The sequence below is a fragment of the Microvirga splendida genome (assembly GCF_016427565.1).
Lineage (GTDB): Bacteria > Pseudomonadota > Alphaproteobacteria > Rhizobiales > Beijerinckiaceae > Microvirga > Microvirga splendida.
Map to the genome: position 1 here is coordinate 55,590 of NZ_JAELXT010000005.1, position 22,062 is coordinate 77,651.

Below are 22,062 nucleotides of genomic sequence, written 5' to 3' on the forward strand. Positions count from 1 at the left end.
CCTGACGGCCTCCTCTGGATGAGGCTTGCGCCGTGACGAAACGCTCACGCCGCCTTCAGACGCGCCAGATCGAGGTCGAGTTCGCGCAGGGCCTGCATCACCACGCCCTCGGTGAGAAGATCCATGGAGGATTCCATCACGTGGATTGTGGCGAGCGCACGCAACTCCGGGATCGTCTGGGATTCGAGCGCCGCCTCGAAGGAGGGGCGCAGCAGGTCCATGGCCCGGGTGCCGGGGCCGCAGATCACGATGTGGTCGGGCTCCAGCGTCTGGATCAGGATGCCGACCGCATCGCCCAAAACTTCGCCGGCGGCGTGGAACAGGTTGAGCAGGGCAGGGTTGCCCGCGCGCGCCTGCTCCACGACGGCCCCCATGGCCTCCTCGCCCGGCAGCAGCAGGGTCGGGGCGGGGCGGTGGTCGATGAGCTGCGCGTCGCGGTGCAGGGCGTAGTCGGCGAGATAGGCCTCGATGCAGCCGCGCCCGCCGCAGCGGCATTGCGGACCGCTCCGGCGCAGGCGCACATGGCCGAACTCGGAGCCGCCGAAGCGGGCGCCGCGATAGAGCTCGCCCTGGATGAGAAACCCTAAGCCCACGCCGTCGCCCACCATCAGGCAGGCGGTACGGCCCGAGCGCAGGCCCGCATGGCGCTGCGCGATGGCGAAGGCCATGGCGCTGGCGTCGTTCTCCATGAGCACGGGCTTGCCGAGACGCTGGCCGAGGCCCGAGGCGAGCGGGAGGTCGCGGGTGCCGAGCACCGGGCTCCAGGCCACGATCCCGTCGCGGGTGTCCACATAGCCCTGGCAGGCGAGGCCCACCGCCTTCACGTCCCGGGCGCCGCTCTCCTCGGCGAAGGCCGCGATGGTGCGGGCCAGCACGTCCATCAGCTCCTCGGCCTCGAGGTTGCGCAAGGGGCGCTCCACATGGCGGCTCGCCCGGGTGCGCCCGGCGCTGTCCACGAGCCGCAGCTCGATGCGGTTGAAGCCGGTCCAGACGCCGACCACGGAGCCCAGGGTCTCGGCGAAGTAGAGGCGGGTCTTGGGCCGGCCCCGCAGCAGCCCCGGGCTCTGGTCCGGGCTGTCCTCCGCCACCAGGATTCCCTCGTCGAGGAGGTTTGCTGCGAGTTCGGACACGCTGGCCGGGCTCATGCCGAGATGCTGGCCGATCTCCACCCTGGCCATGGGGCCTTCCCGGCGCAGGGCATCGAGCAGGCGCCGGCGGGCGGATTCGCGAGGGGAGAGAGGCAGCATGAGCATGAAGGCACTTTATTCGCGGTTTGAATAAATCAAAACTGCAGGCTGGGGATATCAGACCAAATTATTAGGAGCGGGGCGCTTGAAGGCGGCGGAGGCTCGTATAATTATTTTCGCGCTCGAACAATAACGCATGGCAGGTTGAGCCACGTCCGTCGGCGCTACCTCAGCCCGACAGCTGCCATGAGCGCGGCGCTTTCCAGGGAAGCGCCGCCCAGGAGGAAAACCGATGCTTTCGAAGAAACACGCTCTCATCTCGCTTGCCGCTCTGGCCCTGTCCGCCGGCGCCGCCTTCGCTCAGGGCAAGGGACCCGTGGTCGGCGTCAGCTGGTCGAACTTCCAGGAAGAGCGCTGGAAGACCGACGAAGCCGCCATCAAGGCCGCCATCGAGAAGGCCGGCGGCACCTACGTGTCGGCCGATGCCCAGTCGTCGCCCGCCAAGCAGCTCACCGACATCGAGAGCCTGATCGCCCGCGGCGCCGATGCGCTCATCGTCCTCGCCCAGGATGCGGACGCGGTGCGCCCGGCCGTCGAGAAGGCTGTGGCGGAGGGCATTCCGGTCGTCGGCTACGACCGTCTCATCGAAATCCCGCAGGTCTTCTACCTCACCTTCGACAACGTCGAGGTGGGCCGCCTTCAGGCCCGCGAGGTCATGAAGGTGAAGCCCGAAGGCAATTACGTCTTCATCAAGGGCTCGGGCTCCGATCCGAATGCCGACTTCCTGTTCAAGGGCTCGATGGAGGTGCTCAAGCCCGCCATCGATTCTGGCAAGATCAAGAATGTCGGCGAGGCCTACACGGATGGCTGGCTCCCTGCCAATGCGCAGCGGAACATGGAGCAGTTCCTCACCAAGAACAACAACAAGGTCGATGCGGTGATCGCAGCCAATGACGGCACCGCCGGCGGCGCCATCGCGGCCCTGGCCGCCCAGGGCATGGCAGGCTCCGTGCCGGTTTCCGGACAGGATGCCGACAAGGCTGCCCTCAACCGCGTTGCCCAGGGCACGCAGACCGTGACGGTCTTCAAGGATGCCCGTGAACTCGGCCGCAATGCGGCGGAGGTCGCCCTGCAGCTTGCCGACGGCAAGAAGCTCAGCGAGATCAAGGGCGCGACGACCTGGAACCAGGGCCCGAAGAAGCAGAACATGACGGCTCTCTTCCTCCGCCCGGTGGCGATCACGAAGGACAACCTGAACGTGGTCATCGATGCCGGCTGGGCCTCCAAGGACGTGGTCTGCCAGGGCGTGAAGGCCGGCACGGTCAAGGCCTGCAACTGATCGGAGCCTGCTCCTTGTCATCCCTGGCGAGCCTTTAGGCGAGGGAAGGGGATCCAGTGCGCCGCGTGTGCAAGTGGATCCCCTTCCCCTCCGCTGCGCTCCGGCCGGGGATGACAGTTTTCATGGATACCTTCATTCGTCTTTCAGCGTGACGTCATGACCGCACCCGTTGCCAGCACCGCCCCTCCGTCGAGCGCCGCGTCCGGCTCGCTCCTGTCGAAGCTCGAGATCGATGCGCGCATGCTCGGCATGCTGGCGGCGCTCGCCGTGATCTGGGTCGGGTTCGATCTTCTGTCGGGCGGCATCTTTCTCACGCCGCGCAACCTCTGGAACCTGTCGGTCCAGACCGCCTCCGTGGCGATCATGGCGACCGGCATGGTGCTGGTGATCGTCACGCGCAACATCGATCTGTCCGTCGGCGCGATCCTCGGCGTCACCGGCATGATCATCGGCGTGGTGCAGGTGCAGTGGCTGCCCGCCTATCTCGGTTTCGAGCACTGGCTGACGGCCCCCATCGCCGTTCTGGTCGCCATCGCGGTCGGCGGCCTGATCGGTCTCTTCCAGGGATGGCTGATCGCCTATCTCGGCATTCCCTCCTTCATCGTCACGCTCGGCGGCCTGCTGGTCTGGCGCGGCGCGGCCTGGTGGGTCACGACAGGCCAGACGATCGCGCCCATGGACGCCAACTTCAAAGCCCTCGGCGGCGGCGTGGAGGGTGCGCTCGGCGCCAATGCCACCTGGATCATCGCGGCAGCGGCCTGCGGCATCATCATCGTGGCGCTTGGGCTGTCCCGCCGTCGCCGCCTGAGCTTCGGCTTTCCGGTTCGGCCCGGCTGGGCCGATGCGGTGATCGCCGCGTTCGCCTGCGGGGCCGTTCTGGGCACGGCCTGGATCTTCAACGCCTATCCTCTGCCGGCGCGCACCGCCCGGCGCTGGGCCGAGGCCAACGGCATCGCTTGGCCCGAAGGAGGTCTTTTCATTTCGCACGGGATCGCGCTGCCGGTGGTCATCGCCGTCCTGGTCGGCCTGGTGATGACCTTCATCGCCACGCGCCGGCGCTTCGGCCGCTACGTCTTCGCCATCGGCGGCAACCCGGAGGCGGCGGAGCTGTCGGGCATCAACACCCGCTGGACGCTGATGAAGGTGTTCGGCCTCATGGGCCTGCTCTGCGGCATCTCCGCCTGCATCTCGACCGCGCGTCTCAACGCGGCGACGAATGCGGCCGGCAGCCTCGACGAGCTCTACGTGATCGCCTCCGCGGTCATCGGCGGCACGTCGCTCGCCGGCGGCATCGGCACCATCGCGGGCGCGATGCTCGGCGCCCTGGTCATGCAGTCGCTGCAATCGGGCATGGTGCTGCTCGGCGTCGACACGCCGCTTCAGAACATCGTCGTCGGCGCCGTGCTCGTCCTGGCGGTGTGGGTCGACAGCCTCTATCGCCGCCGCATCAAGTAAGAAGGCCGCATCATGTCTACGAATGGAACGACGCCTCTCGTCGAGATGCGCAACATCTCCATCGCCTTCGGCGGCATCAAGGCCGTGGACGGCGTGTCGGTCGATCTGCGCCCCGGCGAGGTGGTGGGCCTGCTCGGCCACAACGGCGCCGGCAAGTCGACGCTGATCAAGATCCTGTCCGGCGCCTACAGGCCGGATGCGGGCGAGATCTACGTGAACGGCCAGCATGCCGACATCGCGACGCCGCGCGATGCCAAGCGCTACGGCATCGAGACGATCTATCAGACGCTTGCGCTCGCCGACAACATCGATGCGGCCGGCAACATCTTCCTCGGACGCGAGGTTCTCACCCCCTACGGCACCCTCGACGATGCCACCATGGAGGCCGAGACCCGCAAGGTGATGGCGCGCCTCAACCCGCATTTCCGCCGCTTCAAGGAGCCCGTGAAGGCGCTCTCCGGCGGACAGCGGCAATCGGTGGCGATCGCGCGCGCGATCTACTTCAATGCCCGCGTGCTCATCATGGACGAGCCGACCGCGGCCCTCGGCCCCGCCGAGACCCAGCAGGTCGCCGATCTGGTGCTGCAGCTGAAGAAGGAGGGCATCGGCATCTTCCTCATCAGCCACGATATCCACGACGTGTTCGGCCTCGCCGACCGGGTGAGCGTGATGAAGAACGGCAAGCTCGTGGGCTCGGCCAGCGTGCAGGACGTCACCCAGGACGAGGTGCTCGGCATGATCATCCTGGGCAAATGCCCGCCGGGCGCAACGCCGGGGCCGGGCGCGAGTTAATAGTCCGCGGCATCCCGGACGGCGTAAGCCGATCCGGGATCGGTTGCAGGATAAGGCGCCATACTCGTCATGCGATCCCGGGTTCTGCTCCGCAGCCCCGGGATGACGACTTTATCTTTTGAAATGTGTGAGGATTCATGACCCAGACCATCTACGGCTCGCTGAAGGGCAAGTCCGTTCTCATCACCGGCGGCGCCAGCGGCATCGGCGAGAGCATCGCGCGTTCGTTCCATGCTCAGGGCAGCAAGGTGGCGATCCTCGACTACAATGCCGAGGCAGGGCAGGCGCTGGCGAAGGAACTCGGCGCGGGCGTGCATTTCGAGCACAGCGACGTGCGCGACATCCCCGCCTTTCAGGCCGCGATCCGGCGCGCGAGCGATGCCATCGGGCCGATCACGATCCTGGTCAACAACGCGGCCCGCGACGACCGCCACACCATCGATCAGGTGACGCCGGAATACTGGCGCGAGCGCTTCGCCACCAATCTCGACCACCAGTTCTTCGCAGCCCAGGCCGTGCTGCCGGACATGGAGAAGGCGGGCGGCGGCTCGATCATCAACATGGGCTCCACGAGCTACATGGTGAGCGACGATTCCTTTGCGGCCTACAAGACCGCGAAGTCCGCTTCAGTCGGGCTCACCCGCGCCCTGGCGCGCGAGCTCGGGCCTAAGAACATCCGCGTCAACTGCCTCGTGCCGGGCTGGATCATGACCCAGCGCCAGATCGACCTGTGGCTCACGCCCGAAGGCGAGCAGGAACTGCTCAAGCGTCAATGCGTGAAGCGCAAGCTCGTGCCCCAGGATATCGCCAACTTCGCGCTGTTCCTCGGCTCCGACGATTCCAGCGCCATGTCGGCGCAGACCTATCTGGTGGATGGCGGCTGGGTCTGATCCCAGCCTCATGATGCGTCATCCCGGACGCCGCAGGCGATCCGGGATCGTCATCAGGATGAGGCGCACTTCTCGTCGAACGATTCCGGGTTCCGCTGCGCGGCCCCGGGATGACGTCTGAACTTATGCTCGCGACCCGGCACTGACGGCGGGCGTTGCATCCTCGATTACCTCATCCTTTTCGGCAACCGTCTTCATCGTATCCCGCCTGATCACGAAGCACAGGATCACCAGCGGGATGCCGATGCTGGCCGTGGCGGTGAAGAGGAGAGGATAACCGTAGGCGTCCACCACCGCGCCGGATGCGCCGCCGATGAGCTTGCCCGGCAGTGCGTAGAGCGAGCTCAGGAGCGCGTATTGCGTGGCGGCAAAGCCCGGCGAGGTCAGGCCCGACATGTAGGCGATCAGGGCAGAGCCCGCGAAACCTGCGGCGAAGTTGTCGAAGCTGATGGTCAGAGTCAGGGCGGGCAGGGTGGCGTTTCCTGACGCCAGCCAAGCAAACATCAAGTTCGAGGACGCGGCGATGAAGGCGCCGATCAGCAGCGTCCACCACAGGCCGAGCCGCGTCAGGGCCAAGCCGCCTGCGAAAGCTCCGATGATGCCGACCCACACCCCATAGAGCTTCGACACGTTGGCGATGTCGGTCTTGGAGAATCCGAGATCGATATAGAGCGGATTCGCCATGACGCCGGCCACGAAATCCGGCAGGCGGAAGCAGGCGATGAGGATGAGAATCGGGATGAGGATCAGGCCCTTGCGCCGGAAGAGATCGGCAAGCGGCTCGACGATGGCCGCAGTGAAGGGAAGGTGCTCGCGCAGGGCGCTCTCGTTGCCGCGCGGCGCCAGCAGGGTGCCGACAAGACCGACGCCCATGAGAACGGCCATGGCCAGATAGGCGCTGCGCCAGTCCACGAACTCCGCGATGTAGAGCGCGCCCGCGCCCGCGCAGATGAGAGCGAGCCGATAGCCGAGCTGGTAGGAGGCCGCCATCATGCCCTGGCGCTCGGTTGAGGCCACGTCGATGCGCCAGCCGTCGATCACCACATCCTGCGTCGCCGAGGCGAAGGCGACGAGGAGCGCCGACGCGATGGTGAGCGGAAGGCTGGTCTGCGGATCGCTCAAGCCGATGCCCACGAGCCCGAGCGCGGTGACGATCTGGGCGAACGCCATCCACCCGCGCCGCCGCCCGAGAAGGCTTGCCAGACCCGGCACGTCGTAGCGGTCGACGATGGGCGCCCAGAGGAACTTGAAGGAATAGGCCAGGGCGACCCAGCTCAGCATGCCGATCTCGGTGCGGGAAATCCCTGCCTCCCGCAGCCAGGCCGACAGGGTGCTGAAGACGAGCAGGAAAGGCAGGCCCGACGAGAACCCGAGGGGGAGCATGAGCGCGATGCGCCCGTCGGTCAGGATGTCGCGGAGCGAAAGACGGCGTTTTTGTGCGGCAGCCATGGGTTCATCTTGGATACGGGAAAGGCGGCCACCTTCGCACAGGGCGGTGCCGGTGCCAATCAGACACCGCCCTCGTCCTTCCCGACGGCCTCGCTGAGCTTGGTCAGGAACTTGTCGAGCGCCTGTTCCGGCGGGCATTCCTTCTCCATCAGCACCTGCAGGCCCCATTGCTCGAGAACGGCCTGCTCCACCGGGTTGGCGCGCAGCATGAACACGTAGGATTGCGGCCGGTCGCGCTCGTAGCCCGATCCGGCCCAGGTTCGCCAGAGCCGGTGCATCAGGAAGCGGATGTTGAGATCCGTCATGCTGTAGCCGATGAACAGGATGGTCTTGCCCATCGAATCGGAGCGGAACTTGATGTCGAGGGGCGACTCGAAGGACAGGCGCTCCAGGTAGTCGGTCTCGGCGATCACGATGGAGCCGTCGTCGTCGAAATCGCCATGGTACTTGACGATCTGCGGCACGCCCTCGCGGATACGGGCGATGTCCTTGGCGTTGACGATCTTCACGTAATCCTTGCCGTGCAGGTTGTAGGCAGTCTCGAGGTTCCGGTCGAAATTCGTGGTGTAGACGATCGGAAAGTCGAGCTTGCAGATCAGCTTGTGGACCCGGGATTTCTTCAGAATCTCCTCGGGAATGGTCCAGTTCCGGTCCATCCAGCTGCGCAGGGGCCCGATGCTGCCCTGCTTGAGCCGGTAATATTCCGCCAGCGTCAGGTAGTTCAGGTCGGTTCCCCTGAAATCGGACAGGTCGATCTCGAGTTCGTCGGCGATATGCTCGATCAGGGTGCTCCAGGAGGGCAGGCCCACCGTCATGGAGACGCCCGCTCCGGCAAACAGGATCGCCTGCTTCGTCCTGATGGCGGAAACCAGATCCTCGAGCACGCCACTCTCCTTCACGCTGTCCTGCCCTTAAAGCATCGGACCCAAAAGTGGATTTGCACTTTTGGGATCCACCCGATGCTTCCCCCATAAGTGAGAGCATCGTTGGGCGCGAAAAACCGGGTCCACTTTTTCTGCACGATGCTCTAACGCGCGAACCTGCCCTCAGGCTTCATGGCGGGATCAGGGATAACTTGAGCGTTTCGCGTGTTGTCATAGGGTGCAAACCGTCAAGCAGGAGAGAGCGGGACGTGGCAGACTACAAGATCGAGCAGACCGAAACCCTCTACGAGGGCTGGCGCAGGCTTCTCAAGCTGACAATCCGGATGCCCGACGGCCGGGCCATGGCGCGGGAGATCCTGAACAGCGCCGATGCGGCGGCCGTGCTGCCCTACGATCCGGAGACCCGCAAGGCGATCCTGATCCGCCAGTTCCGGGCGCCCGTCATGCATGTGGAAGGGCGGCAGGATTTCCTTGAGGCGGTGGCGGGCCTGCTCGACGAGGACGAGCCTGAAGCCTGCGCCAGGCGCGAGACCATGGAGGAGGCGGGCCTGCGGGTGCGGACGCTGGAGCCGGTGGGGATCGCCTGGTCGGCCCCCGGCTTCACCACGGAGCGCCTGCATCTGTTTCTGGCGCCCTACACGGCGGCCGACCGGGTTGGTGAGGGCGGAGGGCTTGCGGACGAGCACGAGGAGATCGAGGTGCTGGAGATCGGCCTCGATCAGGTTGTGGAGATGCTCCAGCAGGGCGCCATCGCGGACCTCAAGACCATCGCCCTCGTGCAGGCTCTGCAGCTCCGGCATCCGGAGCTGTTCGGCTAAGCCTGAACGCCCTCAGACGCCGAGACGCTGCGCATGCCAGCGCAAGTGGTCCTCGATGAAGGTCGCGATGAAGAAATAGGAATGGTCGTAGCCGTCCTGCATCCGCAGGGTCAGGGGCTGGCCGGCCTTGGCGCAGGCCCCCTCCAGCAGCCCCGGCTTGAGCTGGCTTTCGAGAAAGCTGTCGGCGGTGCCCTGGTCGACCAGCAGGTCGGGCAGGCGGGCCCCGCCCTCGATCAGCGCGCAGGCATCGTAGTCGCGCCAGGCCGAGCGGTCGGGCCCGATATAGTTCGACAGGGCCTTCTCGCCCCAGGGACAGTTCAGGGGCGAGGCGATGGGCGCGAAGGCCGAGACGGCCTTGAAGCGCTCGGGGTTGCGCAACGCGATGGTGAGCGCCCCGTGCCCGCCCATGGAATGGCCGGTGATGCCCTGGCGGCTCATGTCCGCCGGGAGATTTTGAGCGATGAGCTCCGGAAGCTCGCGCTCGATGTAGGAGCGCATGCGGTAGTTCTTCGCCCACGGCTCCTGCACGGCATCCACGTAGAAGCCGGCCCCGAGGCCGAAATCGTACGCGCCCTGCGCATCGTCGGGCACGCCCTCGCCGCGCGGGCTGGTGTCCGGCGCGATCAGCATCAGGCCGAGCTCCGAGGCGGCCCGCTGCGCGCCGGCCTTCACGGTAAAATTCTCCTCCGTGCAGGTGAGCCCGGAGAGGAACCACACCACGGGCACTTTCGCGGTCTTCGCCTGCGGCGGAACATAGACCGCTACGCGCATGGGCGTGCCGGTCTCCTGCGAGGCATGGCGATAGACGAATTGCGTGCCGTTGAAGCAGCGCGCCTGCGAGACGGTCTCGAAGCTCAACATCCCTCTCCCGATCAGTAGATCACGACGGAGCGGATCGACTTGCCCTCGTGCATGAGGTCGAAGGCGGTGTTGATCTCGTCGAGCGGCATGGTGTGGGTGATCAGGTCGTCGATGTTGATCTTGCCCTCCATGTACCAGTCCACGATCTTCGGCACGTCCGTGCGGCCGCGTGCGCCGCCGAAGGCCGTGCCCTTCCAGACGCGGCCGGTGACGAGCTGGAACGGCCGGGTGGCGATCTCTCGGCCTGCCTCCGCCACGCCGATGATGATGCTCTCGCCCCAGCCGCGGTGGCAGCATTCCAGCGCCTGGCGCATCACGTCCGTGTTGCCCGTGGCGTCGAACGAGAAATCCGCGCCGCCGCCCGTGAGATCGATGATGGCCTGCACGACCTTGTCGTTGCCGACCTCCTTCGGGTTGATGAAGTCGGTCATGCCGAATTTTCTGGCCATCTCGACCTTGGCCGGGTTGATGTCGACGCCGATGATCTTGTCGGCGCCCACCATGCGCGCACCCTGGATCACGTTGAGTCCGATGCCGCCGAGGCCGAACACCACCACGTTCGCGCCCGGCCACACCTTGGCGGTGTAGAGCACCGCGCCGATGCCCGTGGTGACGCCGCAGCCGATGTAGCAGATCTTGTCGAAGGGCGCGTCCTCGCGCACCTTGGCGAGCGCGATCTCCGGCAGCACGGTGAAGTTCGCAAACGTCGAGCAGCCCATGTAGTGGAACACGGTCTCGCCGTCGCAGCGGAAGCGCGAGGTGCCATCCGGCATCACGCCCTGCCCTTGAGTCGAGCGGATCGCCGTGCAGAGATTGGTGCGGCGCGACAGGCAGGATTTGCAGCTGCGGCACTCGGGCGTGTAGAGCGGAATCACGTGATCGCCGGGTTTGAGCGTTGTCACGCCGGCTCCGACCTCGCGCACGATGCCCGCACCCTCGTGGCCGAGGATCGCCGGGAACTTGCCCTCGGAATCGAGGCCCGACAGGGTATAGGCGTCCGTGTGGCACACGCCGGTGGCCATCACCTCCACGAGCACCTCGCCGGCTTTCGGGCCTTCGATGCGGATGGTCTCGATGGTGAGCGGCTTGCCAGCCTCCCACGCCACGGCGGCCCTGGTTTCCATGCTCGTGTCCTCGCTTGTGATTCGGTGAGGGGACTATGCGAACCCGGGTGTCGGAAGGTCAAGTGAAGCGCCCGTGATCGCGCGCCTTCCCACGGGCCCGCCCAGGTCCTATGTCTGTGTCCGATCATGTGAGGATTTCATCGTGCCAGACGTCCGCGCCGCCATCATTCCCGTGACGCCGTTCCAGCAGAACTGCACCCTGCTGTGGTGCGAGAAGACCAAAAAGGCCGCCGTGGTCGATCCCGGCGGCGATCTCGACCACATCAAGCAGGCCATCGCGCAGAGCGGCGTGACCGTCGAGAAGATCATCCTCACCCATGGCCATATCGATCACGCCGGTGGTGCCGCCGAATTGCGCGAGGACCTCGGCGTTCCGGTGGAGGGACCGCACGAGGCGGATCGCTTCCTGCTGGACCGGCTCGCCGAGCAGGGACAGGCCTACGGCTTCGAGGCGCGTGCCGTCACGCCGGACCGCTGGCTGAACGAGGGCGATACGGTCACGGTCGGCGACCTCGTCCTCGATGTTCTGCATTGCCCCGGCCACTCACCCGGCAGCGTCGTGCTCGTGTCGAAGGATCAGCGCTTTGCGCTCGTCGGCGACGTGCTGTTCCAGGGCTCAGTCGGACGCGTGGATCTTCCCGGCGGCGACGGCAAGGCGCTGATCCGCTCGATCAAGGACAAGCTCCTGCCCCTCGGCGACGACATTACTTTTATATGCGGCCACGGCCCCATGAGCACCATCGGCCAGGAGCGGCAGACGAATCCGTTCCTTCAGGGCGAGGGGTTGCTCTAACGCGGTTGTCATCCCCGGCGCACGAAGTGCGGGAAGGGGATCCACGATCAGGCGCAACGCCATGGGTTCCCTTCCCCTCCGCTGCGCTCCGGCCGGGAATGACACCGAAGCCCTTACTAAAAAACGGCCCGGGATCTTTCCCGAGCCGCTCTCTTTGCCCCTACGGCGTTTGTCTTATTCGGCAGCCTGGATCATCACGGCGCCCTTGAGGCCCATGCGGTCCGCCACGCCGAGGCCATAGGCCTTATCGGCGAGGTAGAAGTGCACGATCTGGCGGCGCACGATGTCCTCGGGCACGCCCTGCATCGCTTCCGCGATGTTGTCCATGAGCCGGCCCTGCTCGTCCGGCGTCATGAGGCGGAACAGGTCGCCCGGCTGCTTGTAGTCGTCGTTGCCGGCGCGGTGGTCGTAGCGGTCGGCATCGCCCGAGATCTTGAGCGGCGGCTCCGCGGCGCGGGGCGTCTGCACCGGACCGTTGAAGGAGTTCGGCTCGTAGTACGCGTCACCCCGGTTGGGCACGTCGAACAGCATGCCGCCATCCGCGTGGTAGTGGTGCACCGGGCAGCGCGGGCGGTTGACGGGGAGCGCCTCGTAATGGGTGCCGACGCGGTAGCGGTGCGCATCCGCATAGGCGAAGATGCGGCCCTGCAGCATCTTGTCCGGCGAGAAGCCGATGCCGGGCACGATGTTCGACGGCGAGAACGAGGACTGCTCCACTTCCGCGAAATAGTGCTGGGCGTTGCGGTTGAGCTCGAGCACGCCGACCTCGATCAGCGGATACTCCGCATGCGGCCACACCTTGGTGACGTCGAACGGGTTGTAGGAGGTCTTCTCCGCATCCGTCTCGGGCATGATCTGCACGCAGAACTTCCAGCGCGGGAAGTCGCCGCCCTCGATGGCTTCGTAGAGATCGCGCTGGGCGCTCTCGCGGTCCTTGGCGACAACGGCCTCGGCCTCGCGGTTCGACCAGGTCTTGATGCCCTGCATGGACTTGAAGTGGAACTTCACCCAGAATCGCTCACCGGCCTCGTTGATGAACGAATAGGTGTGCGAGCCGAAGCCGTGCATGAAGCGGTAGCCCTGCGGCAGGCCGCGATCCGAGAACAGGATCGTCACCTGGTGCAGCGTCTCGGGGCTGAGCGACCAGAAGTCCCACATGGCGGTGGGCGAGCGCAGGTTCGTGGCGGGGTGGCGCTTCTGCGTGCGGATGAAGTCGGGGAACTTCACCGGGTCGCGGACGAAGAACACCGGCGTATTGTTGCCGACGATGTCCCAGTTGCCCTCTTCCGTATAAACTTTAAGCGCAAAGCCGCGCACGTCGCGCTCGGCATCCGCGGCGCCGCGTTCGCCGGCCACGGTGGAGAAGCGCAGGAACACTTCCGTCTGCTTGCCGACCTCGGAGAAGACCTTCGCCTTGGAATAGCGCGAGATGTCGTTGGTGACCGTCAGCGTGCCGTAGGCGGCCGAGCCCTTGGCATGCACCACGCGCTCCGGAATGCGCTCGCGGTTCTGATGCGCGAGCTTTTCGATGAGCTGGTAATCCTGCAGCAGCAGCGGGCCGCGGGAGCCGGCGGACAGGCTGTTCTGGTTGTCGGCGATCGGCGCCCCGGCCGTGGTGGTCATTGTGGTTGTTTTTGTCATGGTCGTCCCTTTGAGCGGGCGGACCATGCCTCGGCCCCGCGATCAGGTCCAATTGTATTGATTGCAAGGAGCGATCAGATATTCTTATCGCATGGTCACGCTCAGGCAGCTCCGTTATTTCGAAACATTGGCCCGGACGAAGCATTTCGGCATGGCGGCCGATCAGTGCTCCGTCACGCAGCCGGCCCTGTCCATGCAGATCAAGGAGCTGGAGCGGGAGCTCGGCGTGGAGCTTGTGGAGCGCCGGGGCGGCGCCATTGCGGTGACGCCGGCCGGGCAGGAGATCGCCACGCGGGCCGAGGCAATCCTCAGCCAGGTGCGGGAGCTTTCCGATTTTGCGCGCCAGCACCACGGCGTCCTCACGGGCTCCCTCCGTCTCGGCATCATTCCGTCCATCGCGCCTTACCTGCTGCCGGACATCCTGACCGAGGCTATGAAGCACTATCCGCACCTCGACCTGCAGATCCGTGAGACGCAGACGAATGCCCTCGTGGAGGAACTGGTCCGGGGCGAACTGGACGCGGTGCTGGTCGCCCTGCCCGTGCAGCAGCCGCAGCTCGAAACCATGGCGCTGTTCGAGGACCGCTTCCTCATCGCCGTCCAGAGCCAGGCGGCTCGCGAGTGGAAGGCGGGCGACCTGCGCACCCGCATCGGGCAGGAGCGCCTGCTGCTGCTGGAGGAGGGGCATTGCCTGCGCGATCAGGCGCTGCAGTTCTGCCAGATCGCCAACATGCAGGCCCGCCGGGCGCTGGGCGCCGCCTCGCTCACGACCATCATGCAGATGGTGGCGGCGGGTCACGGAATCACATTGCTGCCTGAGCTCTGCGCCAGGACGGAGGTCGACCGGCAGCGGGTGGCGCTCATCCCGTTTCCCGAGGAGCCGCCCATGCGCGTCGTCGGGCTCGCCTGGCGCCGCAGCTCTACCCGCAAGAGCGATTTCAAGGCGCTCGGAGAATTGATCCGGTCTCTCAAGTGTGATGAGGCGGGGGCGCAAAAACCGGCGGACATCTGATGCGTTGTGACGCAAGCTGGAGCCGGGCTCGGGAAGGGAGCATGCCATGCCGAACGACAATCCTGTCCGGATCCTGGTCTGGAGCGACTATGTCTGCCCGTTCTGCTATCTCGAACGGCCGGTGCTGGAGCGCATCAAGGCCGAACGCGGCGCCAGGGTCGAGATCGACTGGCGCTCCTTCGAGCTGCGTCCCGAGCCGGAGCCGACCCTCGACCCGAATGCGGAATACCTGCACCGGGTCTGGAACCAGTCGGTCTACCCGATGGCTCAGGACCGCGGCCTCGACAGGATGAAGCTGCCGCCGGTCCAGCCCCGCAGCCGCAAGGCACATGAGGCGGCCGAGTTCGCCCGCGAGGCAGGCCTGCTCGATGCGATGAATCACGCCTTGTTCAAGGCCTTCTTCGAGGAGGGGCGAGACCTCGCCGACCTCGAGGTTCTGCTCGACCTCGGGCAATCCGTCGGGCTCGACCCGGATGGCTTGCGTGAAGCCCTGGACCAAGGACGCCACACGGAAAGGGTGCTGGAGGACGAGCAGCTGGCGCGGCAGATCGGCATCTCCGGCGTTCCCGCCCTCATCGTCACCGCCGGCGCGCAGGCCTATCTCGTGTCTGGAGCCCAGCCCTATGAGACGGTGAAGGATGTGATCGACCGGGCGCTCTCCGACGCCAAGGCGGCAAGCTGATCGCAAACGATGGTGGAACCTCGGCACAAATGTGACGAAGAGGTCTGGGCTTTTCCGGCGAGGCCGGTCAACAAGGTACGAAACTTCCTGCCCGGCCAACGAGGTATCACCCGATGACGATCAAGCCCGACGTTCCCGCCGCCATCGGCAACACGCCTCTCATCAGGCTCCGCCGCGCATCCGAGCTCACCGGCTGCACCATCCTCGGCAAGGCCGAGTTCATGAATCCCGGCCAGTCGGTGAAGGACCGGGCGGCGCTCTTCATCATCCGCGATGCGGTCCGGCGCGGCGCGCTCCGACCGGGCGGTGTCATCGTCGAGGGCACGGCGGGCAATACCGGCATCGGCCTGGCGCTCGTCGCCAATGCCATGGGCTTCAGGACCGTGATCGTGATCCCGGAAACGCAAAGCCAAGAGAAGAAGGACATGCTGCGGCTCGCGGGTGCCGAGCTGATCGAAGTGCCGGCGGTGCCTTACGCCAATCCCAACAACTACGTGAAGGTCTCGGGCCGTCTGGCGGAGCGTTTGGCGCAAGAAGAGCCGAACGGTGCCATTTGGGCCAACCAGTTCGACAACGTGGCCAACCGGCAGGCGCATATCGAGACCACGGGACCGGAAATCTGGGAGCAGACGGACGGCAGGGTCGACGGCTTCGTCAGCGCGGTTGGCACGGGTGGCACGCTGGCCGGCGTCGGCATGGCGCTGAAGGAGCGCAACCCGAAGATCACGATCGCTCTTGCCGATCCCATGGGAGCGGCGCTCTACAGCTATTACACGGCCGGGGAACTGAAATCGTCGGGCACGTCGATCACGGAGGGCATCGGCCAGGGCCGCATCACGGCCAATCTCGAAGGCGCGCCTGTCGACGCGGCGTTCCAGATCCCGGACGCGGAGGCGCTGCCCATCGTCTTCGATCTTCTGGAGCACGAAGGGCTGTGCCTCGGCGGATCGTCGGGCATCAATGTTGCGGGGGCGATCCGGCTCGCCAGGCAGCTTGGACCCGGGCACACTATCGTCACGGTGCTCTGCGATTATGGCACGCGCTACCAGTCGAAGCTCTTCAATCCGGATTTCCTGCGCGACAGGAACCTGCCTGTTCCCGCATGGCTCGAGACGAGCAGCAGGATCGATCCGGGTCTCGTGTAACGCAGGAACGTCGCGCCCGGTCATGCGCCGCGCCTGAACGGATCAGGCGCGGCGTCTTTCATCAGGCGGCCGAGGACGTCGCCGTCTCTGCGGTCGAGGGCGTGTTGGCCGTCTCGTCCGTGCGCTGCTGCTGGGGACGGCTGAGATTGGCGGGCGAGCGGCCTGTCGCGTGTGTTGTCGCAGCGGGCGTTTTCGCATGAAGGGAGTGCAGATCGGCCTGGACGCTGTCGATCAGGTCGACGAGCCAGGTTTCCCCATTCTGGATGCGCTCGCGCAAGGCCGACTTCGCGATGTCGAGCTTCGCCGAGATCTCCATGGTGTTGCGGGACGGCAGGTCGCTGAAATCCTGCTCGATGGTCGCAAGCTCGCGCAGCAGCTCGTCCCGCAGCGGCCGCTGTTCCTCGACCGTGATCAGCGGCGAGTTCAGCATGCCGCGCAGGGCAGCCCATCGCAGGCCGAGGGCGCTCACCGATTGCGTTCCGTCGAGTCCTGACATGTTTTGGGATTCGGCCACGATCATTTCCTTTTCGCGAAAACTCAGAATCGAGTGATGCAGGAAGGAGCATGGTTGTGGCGTGAATCGGGCAGCCGCCGGCGAAAAGCCGCTTGCGTGCGGGCTATTTCGCGTATGGTTACTGAATTCAGCGAATAAAGAAATACAGTGTCAACGTGGCGCCGACGGCGATCACGAGCCAGCGGATGGCGCTCGCCGGCAGGCGACGGCCGAACACGACGCCGAGATAGCCGCCGATCACCGAGGCCGCGCCGACGACGAGCGTCTCCGGCCAGCTCACGAGCCCTGCAATGATGAACAGCACCACGGCGACGAGCTGGATCAGCGTCGAGCACAGATGCTTGGCGGAATTGATCAGGTGGAAGTCGTCGCCCTCGGTGATGGCGAGCGCCGCCAGCATGACGATGCCCATGCCGGCGCCGAAGAAGCCGCCATAGACCGCGACACCCGTCTGGAACGCGAGGCCAGCGGCCCAGGCTTTCGTGGAGGGATGGTCGCCCTCGTGCTTGCCGATGGCGCGCGCCAGCGCCACGATCTTCGGGCTTGCGGCAAAGAGCAGGGTGGCGAACAGCAGGAGCCACGGCACGAGCTGCCGGAACGCGTCGTTGTTGGTGATTGTGAGGATGTAGGCGCCGCCCAGGCCGCCGATGAGGCTGACGATGCCCAGGGCCGCGAAGCGCCGCGCGTTGGCGGCAAGCTCGCGCCGATAGGCCCAGGCGCTCGCCAGGTTCGCCGGCGTGACCGCCACCGCGCTGGTGGCGTTGGCGACGACCGGCGGAAGTCCGGCGGCGACGAGGGCCGAGAAGGTGAAGAAGGTGCCGCCGCCCGCAATCGCGTTGACGAGGCCGGCCGCAAGGCCCGAGGCGGCAAGCAGCGCCGCAGTGGACAATTCCATGATCGGTCAGTCTGATGGTGAGAGCAGGGCGGGATGGTTCGATGCTCTAGCCATAGGACGGTCGTCGGGCGAGCGCAATCGAGGGGCTTGCCCGGCGCGGATGTCAGGCGGCGGAAATCTGCCTGTAGAACACGGTCGTGTCGCAGAAGCCCCCCTTGGGCCAGAGCGCGTAGTTCGGGATGACGCCGGACCTGATCCATCCGATCCGCTCGTAGAGGCGCTCGGCATCCCCGCCGGTCACGGTGTCGAGCACGAGCACGGTCTTGCCGGCGCTTGCGGCTGCCTTCTCGGCGGCCAGCATCAGGGCGGCGCCGACCCCGCGGCGGCGGGCGCTCCGGTGGACGAGCATCTTGGCGATGTCGGCCCGGTGCGGCTGGTTCTCCGGCTGACTGAGGATCACCTGGACGGTGCCGACGATGGCGCCGCTGGACGGGTCCTGCGCGACGAGCAGGATCCGTTCGCCCGCGGCCACGCCTTCGGCCACCCCCTGCCAGAAGGCATCGGCCCTCTCCTGCGTCAGGGGCAGCATGAAGCTGACCGAGGCGCCGCCTTCGACGCAATCGATCAGGACGGCCGAGAGGGCGCGGACCTGCTCCCGGGCCTCCCGGGGCGTGAGCTGGCGGATGGTGACGGGTTCTGTCATGGGCGCTGTCTCATCGGGAGGGAACTGGGCGCGGATCGGTGGCGAGCGCCACCACATAGCGGGCGGGATGATCGGTCGGGTTGCGGAAGACGATGGGCCGGTCGAGCCGCATGGAGAGGCAGTCACCGGTGGCGAGGCGGTGCGTCTCCTCGTCGAGCGTGATCTCGACGGCGCCCTCGACGATCCAGATCTGCTGATGGACGGCGGCGGCGCGGTGCCCCGTGTCATAGGCCACGCGGGCGCCGGGCGGGAGCACCGACTCCACCAGCTCGATCGGCGAGGGGAAGCCGGGGGCGGACAGGTTGCGCCGGATGTAGCCGCTCCCCGGATCGCGCCAGACCCGCTGGTCGTCCCGCCGCGACAGCGGGTGGGCGGCGGCGCTGTCCCGGTCCGCGAAGAGCGACGCCAGCGTGACGCCGAGCCCCGCGGCCAGCTTGTCGAGAACGGCGGCGGTCGGGCTGCTCTCACCACGCTCGATGAGGGAGATCATGGAGCGGCTGACGCCGGTGCGCTCGGCCAGACCCTCGAGGGTCATGCCCGATCCGGCCCGCAGGTCGCGCAGGCGCGCCGCCAGATGCGCGCTGATGTCCGAAGTTTCATCCATTAAATTAGAATGGAACTCCAGAATAATGGAGTCAAGCCGACGGACCGAACCACGTCCGGTGGCGGCTGCGTGCAGAAAAAGGATCGCCAAGCGGCGTTGCAGGCCCTATGGCATCGGTTTGCTGTGGATCACGCAGGGGCAGTCCATTGCCCTCGGCAGAACAAAAGAAGATTTTCAACCCATGTCGAACGTGATCCCCCTTGCTCCCCGCCTGAAGCCGGGCCGGTCCGCTCCTGCGGAAGCGGAGGAAAGGGCTGCGCTCGCCGCCGACCTCATCGACCTGATCGAGCGGGTGCGGGAGCTGACGGAACACGTCGCCGGCCTGCCCGGCCCTCCGTTGCAGATCCAGCAGACCGCCCAGCAGCTGCTCGATGCCGGCACCGCCCTCGAGCGGGCGGTGGATTCGCTCACCGAAGGCGGCGAGTGGGTGCCGTTCTAGAATCCGGGCACCCAGCGCCTTCAAGGGCTATCGTAGAGCCTCCAGCCGCTCCCGGGCCTGGGCCATGCCCAGGCTCTGGGCCCGCGCGTAGAACTCCCGCGCCTTCGCCGCATCGCCCTTGAGGCCCAGCGCGCCGAGCTTCGCGAGCGTGTTCGGGTCGAAGGTCTCGGCCAGCAGGAAGGCCGCGCGGGCATGGCCGCCGGCAAGCGCGTGCTCCAGGACGAGCCGTGCGCCGCTCACGTCGCCCTGACGCAAGAGCTCCTCGGCGCGGGAGACGAGCCGGTCGTCGGCCTTGGCGGAGTCCGTCGCGGCCGGGGCTTCGTTGCTGAGCGGCGGCGCGCTCGTCATGGGGAGAGGAGTGATGGACAGAGGCGTGATGGACAGAGGTGTCGTGGGCAGAGGCTGGATGCCCTGCGGCAGGGCTGCCACGACCACCGCGCCAGGAGTCCTGACGGGCAGGGCCGAGGTGGCGTCCTGAGCCGGCGCGGTCTCCGGCTGCGGCGGAGCCAGGGGAGGCTCCGCGCCCGTCGAGGCGAGCCGGAACATCACGGGAGCGGGGCCCGGCTGACGCGGCTCCTTGAGGGCCTGCAATTCGCCGGCCGCCGCAGCCAGCTCCTGCGTCAGCAGATCGCCGCGCATCTGGGCCCGCGCCATGGCCTTCTCCAGCTCGGCCATCCGGGACGTCGACGATGCCACGATCTCGTCCTTGAGACCCTGCAGCTCGCGCAGGTCCTTGAGCGTGCCGGCGAGCTGGCGCTCCGTCAGATCGGCCCGCTCGCGTTCCCGCCGCAGCCGATCCTCCGATGCCGCGATGTCCGCCGGGGCGGAGGCCTGCTCCTGCGCGGCCTGCAGAATCCGGTATTCCTCCTGGAGCCTCTGCAGCTCCTGTTCGAGCGTTGTGCTGCGCTCCTGCTCCCGCTGGAGGGCCTGCTGCATCTCCGCCGTCTGGACCTCCCGGGAGGAGGTGTCCGACTCCACCCGGGATGCAAGGGCGTTGTGCTCCTGCATCAGGGCCGTCATGGTCTGCGAGACCATGCCGCTGTAGGACCGCTCCTGCTCCAGGGCCTCCTGAAGCCCGGCCAGGTTGGCGCTGCCGATCTCGGCCGCTGTCGTGCAGGCGTCCGGCAGGCCGGCCGCAGGGGCGGGCATTGGACTCGGTGCCTCGGCGGACGCCTGAACGTTGAGATCCTGCAGCGCCTTGAGCAGGTCCGGATTGCTCAGGTAGTCGGAGAGCACGATGGCGAGGGTGCCGACCTCGATGGCCCTGTTGAGGCCGGTCTCCGCCGCCTTCAGGTCGCCTTTGCGGATGGCGGATTCGAGATCGGCTGCAAGCTGGCGCCGGTCCGAGGAGGTCAGCAGCAGGGGGAGGATTGTCTGCAGGTCCTTCGGGGCGGCCAGCGCCTCCACGTCCGGGGCGATCCGGGGCGCATCCTGTGCGGCCGCAGGACCGAGAAGCGTGAGGCCGAGACATGTCGTGGTCAGCAATGCCGTGATGAAAAGTCTTGATCCAGATGATGTATACGCAATCACGTCGGACCTCCTTTTTGTGGCGGCCGAAGGCTTGAGGAACAGCCTTCGGCTTCGGGTCCTGCCTGGGATGTCAGTCCTGCCGGGTCGTGGTCTTCCGCAGCGCCCGCTCCCGGTTGCCCTGCCAGGCCAGGAATTCCCGGAACAGAACCTCGCGCTCCTGGGCCGAGACGTTGATCCCCCGGTTGTTCATGAAGGACTCGAAGCTCTGAACCTGAGGCGAGGACGTGCGGGCCGAGGCGGCGCGATCGAGCCAGTCCTGCGCCGGCTTCACGCGCTCCCAGCCGGGCACGTCGGCGGCCAGATTGACCTCCTTCCACTTCGGGTGCCGTCCCGGCTGCAGGAACTCGTCGAAGCGGGAGAAGAACGCGTCCACGAAGCGCTTCACGCGGTTGTAGCGGTCGGAGTTCTCGGGCCAGTTGAACACCGCGAGCAGGCTGCCGACCGCCAGGGTCTCGACGGGCTTGTCCGCGTCGACGAGCCGGGGATAGTCGGCGTTCGCAAAGCGCGCCGGGAAGTAGCTCTCGGCGATCTCGCCCTCGAACGGAATCGGCAGGAGATGGAAGCGCCCGTCGGTCTGGAACTCCGCGATGGCGCGCACCGGCCGCCCGGCCACGTAGACGGCCGCCTGGATCTCGCCGGACTTGAGCTTCGCATAGGACGAGGCCTGATCGAAGGTGGTGACCTCGGGCTTGATGCCGAGCTTCTCGAAGATGAGGCGCGAGGTCAGGTTGGTGCCGCTGCCCGCCTTGTCGATATTCACCTTCTTGCCGTCGAGCTGGCGGATGTCCGTGATCTCGCGGTTTGCGATGATGTGGACCTCCTCGTTGTAGAGGCGCGTGATGAAGCGCAGGCGCCGCACGGCGCTGTCCTGGAGCTTCTCCGCTTTGAGCTGCTCGCGGGCATCCATCTGCACGATGCCGATGTCGACGCCGCGCAGGAACATGATGTCGCGCAGGTTCTGCAGCGAGCCGCGGCCGATCATCGGCAGCACGCGCAAGTCCTCGCCGTCGAGCACGTTGGCGAGGTCGGCGGCGATGCGGATGTAGGTGCCGTCCGCGCCGCCGGAGATCACCCCGAGCGTGCCCGTGTTGGCCCGGGACGGATTGAAGGCCGGTGCCGTCTGGGCCGCGGCGGGCGCCAGGCCCGATGCGAGCAGGCCGGCAATGGCGGCCGCCCAGACCAGGGGACGGCTGAGACAGTCGCGCATGGAAGAGAAAACGGAAACCCGACCCGACATTCTTGTTCTCCCCGCAGGAGCCTTGTGGCTGTTCGTCGATTCGATCGGTTCGTTTTTCCAAGACTGATGAAGTGGCAGAATAAATTCGAGGCAATGAAAAAACGAAACGAAAGAACGGCCATCGTATG

At 66.4% G+C, this 22,062-nt stretch carries 22 protein-coding genes; 10 read left to right on the top strand and 12 right to left on the bottom strand.

Going from position 1 to position 22,062, the window contains the following annotated elements; genetic code table 11:
• Nucleotides 1-44 precede the first annotated feature (44 nt).
• Complete coding sequence (locus tag JAO75_RS07040) at nucleotides 45-1,253, bottom strand: ROK family protein (RefSeq protein ID WP_199047826.1); 1,209 nt, start codon at nucleotides 1,251-1,253, stop codon at nucleotides 45-47.
• A 226-nt stretch (nucleotides 1,254-1,479) separates the two neighbouring features.
• Here JAO75_RS07040 and xylF point away from each other — a divergent pair, with 226 nt between their 5' ends.
• The 4 genes from xylF (at nucleotide 1,480) to JAO75_RS07060 (ending at nucleotide 5,663) form a co-directional block, all read left to right on the top strand.
• On the top strand, nucleotides 1,480-2,526 hold the full coding sequence (xylF, locus tag JAO75_RS07045; protein ID WP_199047828.1) for a D-xylose ABC transporter substrate-binding protein: 1,047 nt from the start codon (nucleotides 1,480-1,482) through the stop codon (nucleotides 2,524-2,526).
• Between the two features lie 156 nt (nucleotides 2,527-2,682).
• Nucleotides 2,683-3,981, top strand: coding sequence for a sugar ABC transporter permease (locus JAO75_RS07050; protein ID WP_199047830.1), 1,299 nt, complete (start codon nucleotides 2,683-2,685; stop codon nucleotides 3,979-3,981).
• A 12-nt stretch (nucleotides 3,982-3,993) separates the two neighbouring features.
• Complete coding sequence (locus JAO75_RS07055; protein WP_199047832.1) at nucleotides 3,994-4,773, top strand: ATP-binding cassette domain-containing protein; 780 nt, start codon at nucleotides 3,994-3,996, stop codon at nucleotides 4,771-4,773.
• 137 nt (nucleotides 4,774-4,910) lie between these two features.
• Nucleotides 4,911-5,663 (top strand): SDR family NAD(P)-dependent oxidoreductase, encoded by a 753-nt coding sequence (locus tag JAO75_RS07060; RefSeq protein WP_199047834.1) that lies wholly within the window; start codon nucleotides 4,911-4,913, stop codon nucleotides 5,661-5,663.
• A gap of 123 nt (nucleotides 5,664-5,786) precedes the next feature.
• Here the strand turns inward: JAO75_RS07060 and JAO75_RS07065 are convergent, their stop codons facing one another.
• Both JAO75_RS07065 and JAO75_RS07070 read right to left on the bottom strand, forming a co-directional pair.
• Nucleotides 5,787-7,112: an AmpG family muropeptide MFS transporter gene (locus JAO75_RS07065; RefSeq protein ID WP_246742407.1), complete on the bottom strand. Its 1,326-nt coding sequence runs from the start codon at nucleotides 7,110-7,112 to the stop codon at nucleotides 5,787-5,789.
• A gap of 59 nt (nucleotides 7,113-7,171) precedes the next feature.
• Complete coding sequence (locus tag JAO75_RS07070; protein WP_199047835.1) at nucleotides 7,172-7,996, bottom strand: SIR2 family protein; 825 nt, start codon at nucleotides 7,994-7,996, stop codon at nucleotides 7,172-7,174.
• A 248-nt stretch (nucleotides 7,997-8,244) separates the two neighbouring features.
• On the opposite strand from JAO75_RS07070, the gene JAO75_RS07075 reads away from it, so the two are divergent.
• On the top strand, nucleotides 8,245-8,814 hold the full coding sequence (locus tag JAO75_RS07075) for an NUDIX domain-containing protein (RefSeq protein WP_343234568.1): 570 nt from the start codon (nucleotides 8,245-8,247) through the stop codon (nucleotides 8,812-8,814).
• 12 nt (nucleotides 8,815-8,826) lie between these two features.
• Here JAO75_RS07075 and fghA read toward each other — a convergent pair whose 3' ends face one another.
• Both fghA and JAO75_RS07085 read right to left on the bottom strand, forming a co-directional pair.
• On the bottom strand, nucleotides 8,827-9,672 hold the full coding sequence (fghA, locus tag JAO75_RS07080) for an S-formylglutathione hydrolase (RefSeq protein WP_281433491.1): 846 nt from the start codon (nucleotides 9,670-9,672) through the stop codon (nucleotides 8,827-8,829).
• Between the two features lie 14 nt (nucleotides 9,673-9,686).
• Nucleotides 9,687-10,799 carry an S-(hydroxymethyl)glutathione dehydrogenase/class III alcohol dehydrogenase gene (locus JAO75_RS07085; RefSeq protein ID WP_199047837.1) on the bottom strand — a complete coding sequence of 371 codons (1,113 nt, stop codon included), beginning with the start codon at nucleotides 10,797-10,799 and terminating at the stop codon, nucleotides 9,687-9,689.
• A gap of 142 nt (nucleotides 10,800-10,941) precedes the next feature.
• Here JAO75_RS07085 and JAO75_RS07090 point away from each other — a divergent pair, with 142 nt between their 5' ends.
• Nucleotides 10,942-11,592 carry an MBL fold metallo-hydrolase gene (locus tag JAO75_RS07090; protein WP_425523161.1) on the top strand — a complete coding sequence of 217 codons (651 nt, stop codon included), beginning with the start codon at nucleotides 10,942-10,944 and terminating at the stop codon, nucleotides 11,590-11,592.
• A gap of 174 nt (nucleotides 11,593-11,766) precedes the next feature.
• Here the strand turns inward: JAO75_RS07090 and JAO75_RS07095 are convergent, their stop codons facing one another.
• Nucleotides 11,767-13,233 carry a catalase gene (locus JAO75_RS07095; RefSeq protein WP_199047838.1) on the bottom strand — a complete coding sequence of 489 codons (1,467 nt, stop codon included), beginning with the start codon at nucleotides 13,231-13,233 and terminating at the stop codon, nucleotides 11,767-11,769.
• Nucleotides 13,234-13,324: 91 nt separating this feature from the next.
• On the opposite strand from JAO75_RS07095, the gene JAO75_RS07100 reads away from it, so the two are divergent.
• The 3 genes from JAO75_RS07100 to JAO75_RS07110 all read left to right on the top strand — a co-directional run bounded on the left by JAO75_RS07100 (nucleotide 13,325) and on the right by JAO75_RS07110 (nucleotide 16,072).
• A complete protein-coding gene (locus JAO75_RS07100) occupies nucleotides 13,325-14,245 on the top strand; it encodes a hydrogen peroxide-inducible genes activator (protein ID WP_199047839.1) in 921 nt (306 codons plus the stop codon).
• A 46-nt stretch (nucleotides 14,246-14,291) separates the two neighbouring features.
• Complete coding sequence (locus tag JAO75_RS07105) at nucleotides 14,292-14,927, top strand: DsbA family oxidoreductase (RefSeq protein WP_199047841.1); 636 nt, start codon at nucleotides 14,292-14,294, stop codon at nucleotides 14,925-14,927.
• Between the two features lie 113 nt (nucleotides 14,928-15,040).
• Nucleotides 15,041-16,072 carry a cysteine synthase A gene (locus JAO75_RS07110; protein WP_199047843.1) on the top strand — a complete coding sequence of 344 codons (1,032 nt, stop codon included), beginning with the start codon at nucleotides 15,041-15,043 and terminating at the stop codon, nucleotides 16,070-16,072.
• A gap of 61 nt (nucleotides 16,073-16,133) precedes the next feature.
• On the opposite strand, the gene JAO75_RS07115 is transcribed toward JAO75_RS07110, so the two are convergent.
• From JAO75_RS07115 to JAO75_RS07130, 4 genes are all read right to left on the bottom strand, one after another.
• Entirely contained in the window at nucleotides 16,134-16,586 is a 453-nt protein-coding gene (locus JAO75_RS07115; RefSeq protein WP_199047845.1) for a hypothetical protein, read from the bottom strand.
• Between the two features lie 127 nt (nucleotides 16,587-16,713).
• Nucleotides 16,714-17,481: a sulfite exporter TauE/SafE family protein gene (locus JAO75_RS07120; RefSeq protein WP_199047847.1), complete on the bottom strand. Its 768-nt coding sequence runs from the start codon at nucleotides 17,479-17,481 to the stop codon at nucleotides 16,714-16,716.
• Between the two features lie 103 nt (nucleotides 17,482-17,584).
• Nucleotides 17,585-18,124 carry a GNAT family N-acetyltransferase gene (locus tag JAO75_RS07125; protein ID WP_199047849.1) on the bottom strand — a complete coding sequence of 180 codons (540 nt, stop codon included), beginning with the start codon at nucleotides 18,122-18,124 and terminating at the stop codon, nucleotides 17,585-17,587.
• Nucleotides 18,125-18,134: 10 nt separating this feature from the next.
• Nucleotides 18,135-18,728 (bottom strand): helix-turn-helix domain-containing protein, encoded by a 594-nt coding sequence (locus JAO75_RS07130; RefSeq protein ID WP_199047851.1) that lies wholly within the window; start codon nucleotides 18,726-18,728, stop codon nucleotides 18,135-18,137.
• A 181-nt stretch (nucleotides 18,729-18,909) separates the two neighbouring features.
• Here JAO75_RS07130 and JAO75_RS07135 point away from each other — a divergent pair, with 181 nt between their 5' ends.
• The gene (locus tag JAO75_RS07135; RefSeq protein ID WP_199047853.1) at nucleotides 18,910-19,167 is read left to right on the top strand and encodes a hypothetical protein; all 258 of its coding nucleotides are present in this window, start codon (nucleotides 18,910-18,912) and stop codon (nucleotides 19,165-19,167) included.
• Between the two features lie 27 nt (nucleotides 19,168-19,194).
• Here the strand turns inward: JAO75_RS07135 and JAO75_RS07140 are convergent, their stop codons facing one another.
• Both JAO75_RS07140 and JAO75_RS07145 read right to left on the bottom strand, forming a co-directional pair.
• Nucleotides 19,195-20,697, bottom strand: a complete 1,503-nt coding sequence (locus tag JAO75_RS07140) for a hypothetical protein (RefSeq protein WP_199047855.1) — start codon at nucleotides 20,695-20,697, stop codon at nucleotides 19,195-19,197.
• A 70-nt stretch (nucleotides 20,698-20,767) separates the two neighbouring features.
• On the bottom strand, nucleotides 20,768-21,934 hold the full coding sequence (locus JAO75_RS07145) for a TAXI family TRAP transporter solute-binding subunit (protein WP_199047857.1): 1,167 nt from the start codon (nucleotides 21,932-21,934) through the stop codon (nucleotides 20,768-20,770).
• Between the last annotated feature and the right edge of the window lie 128 nt (nucleotides 21,935-22,062).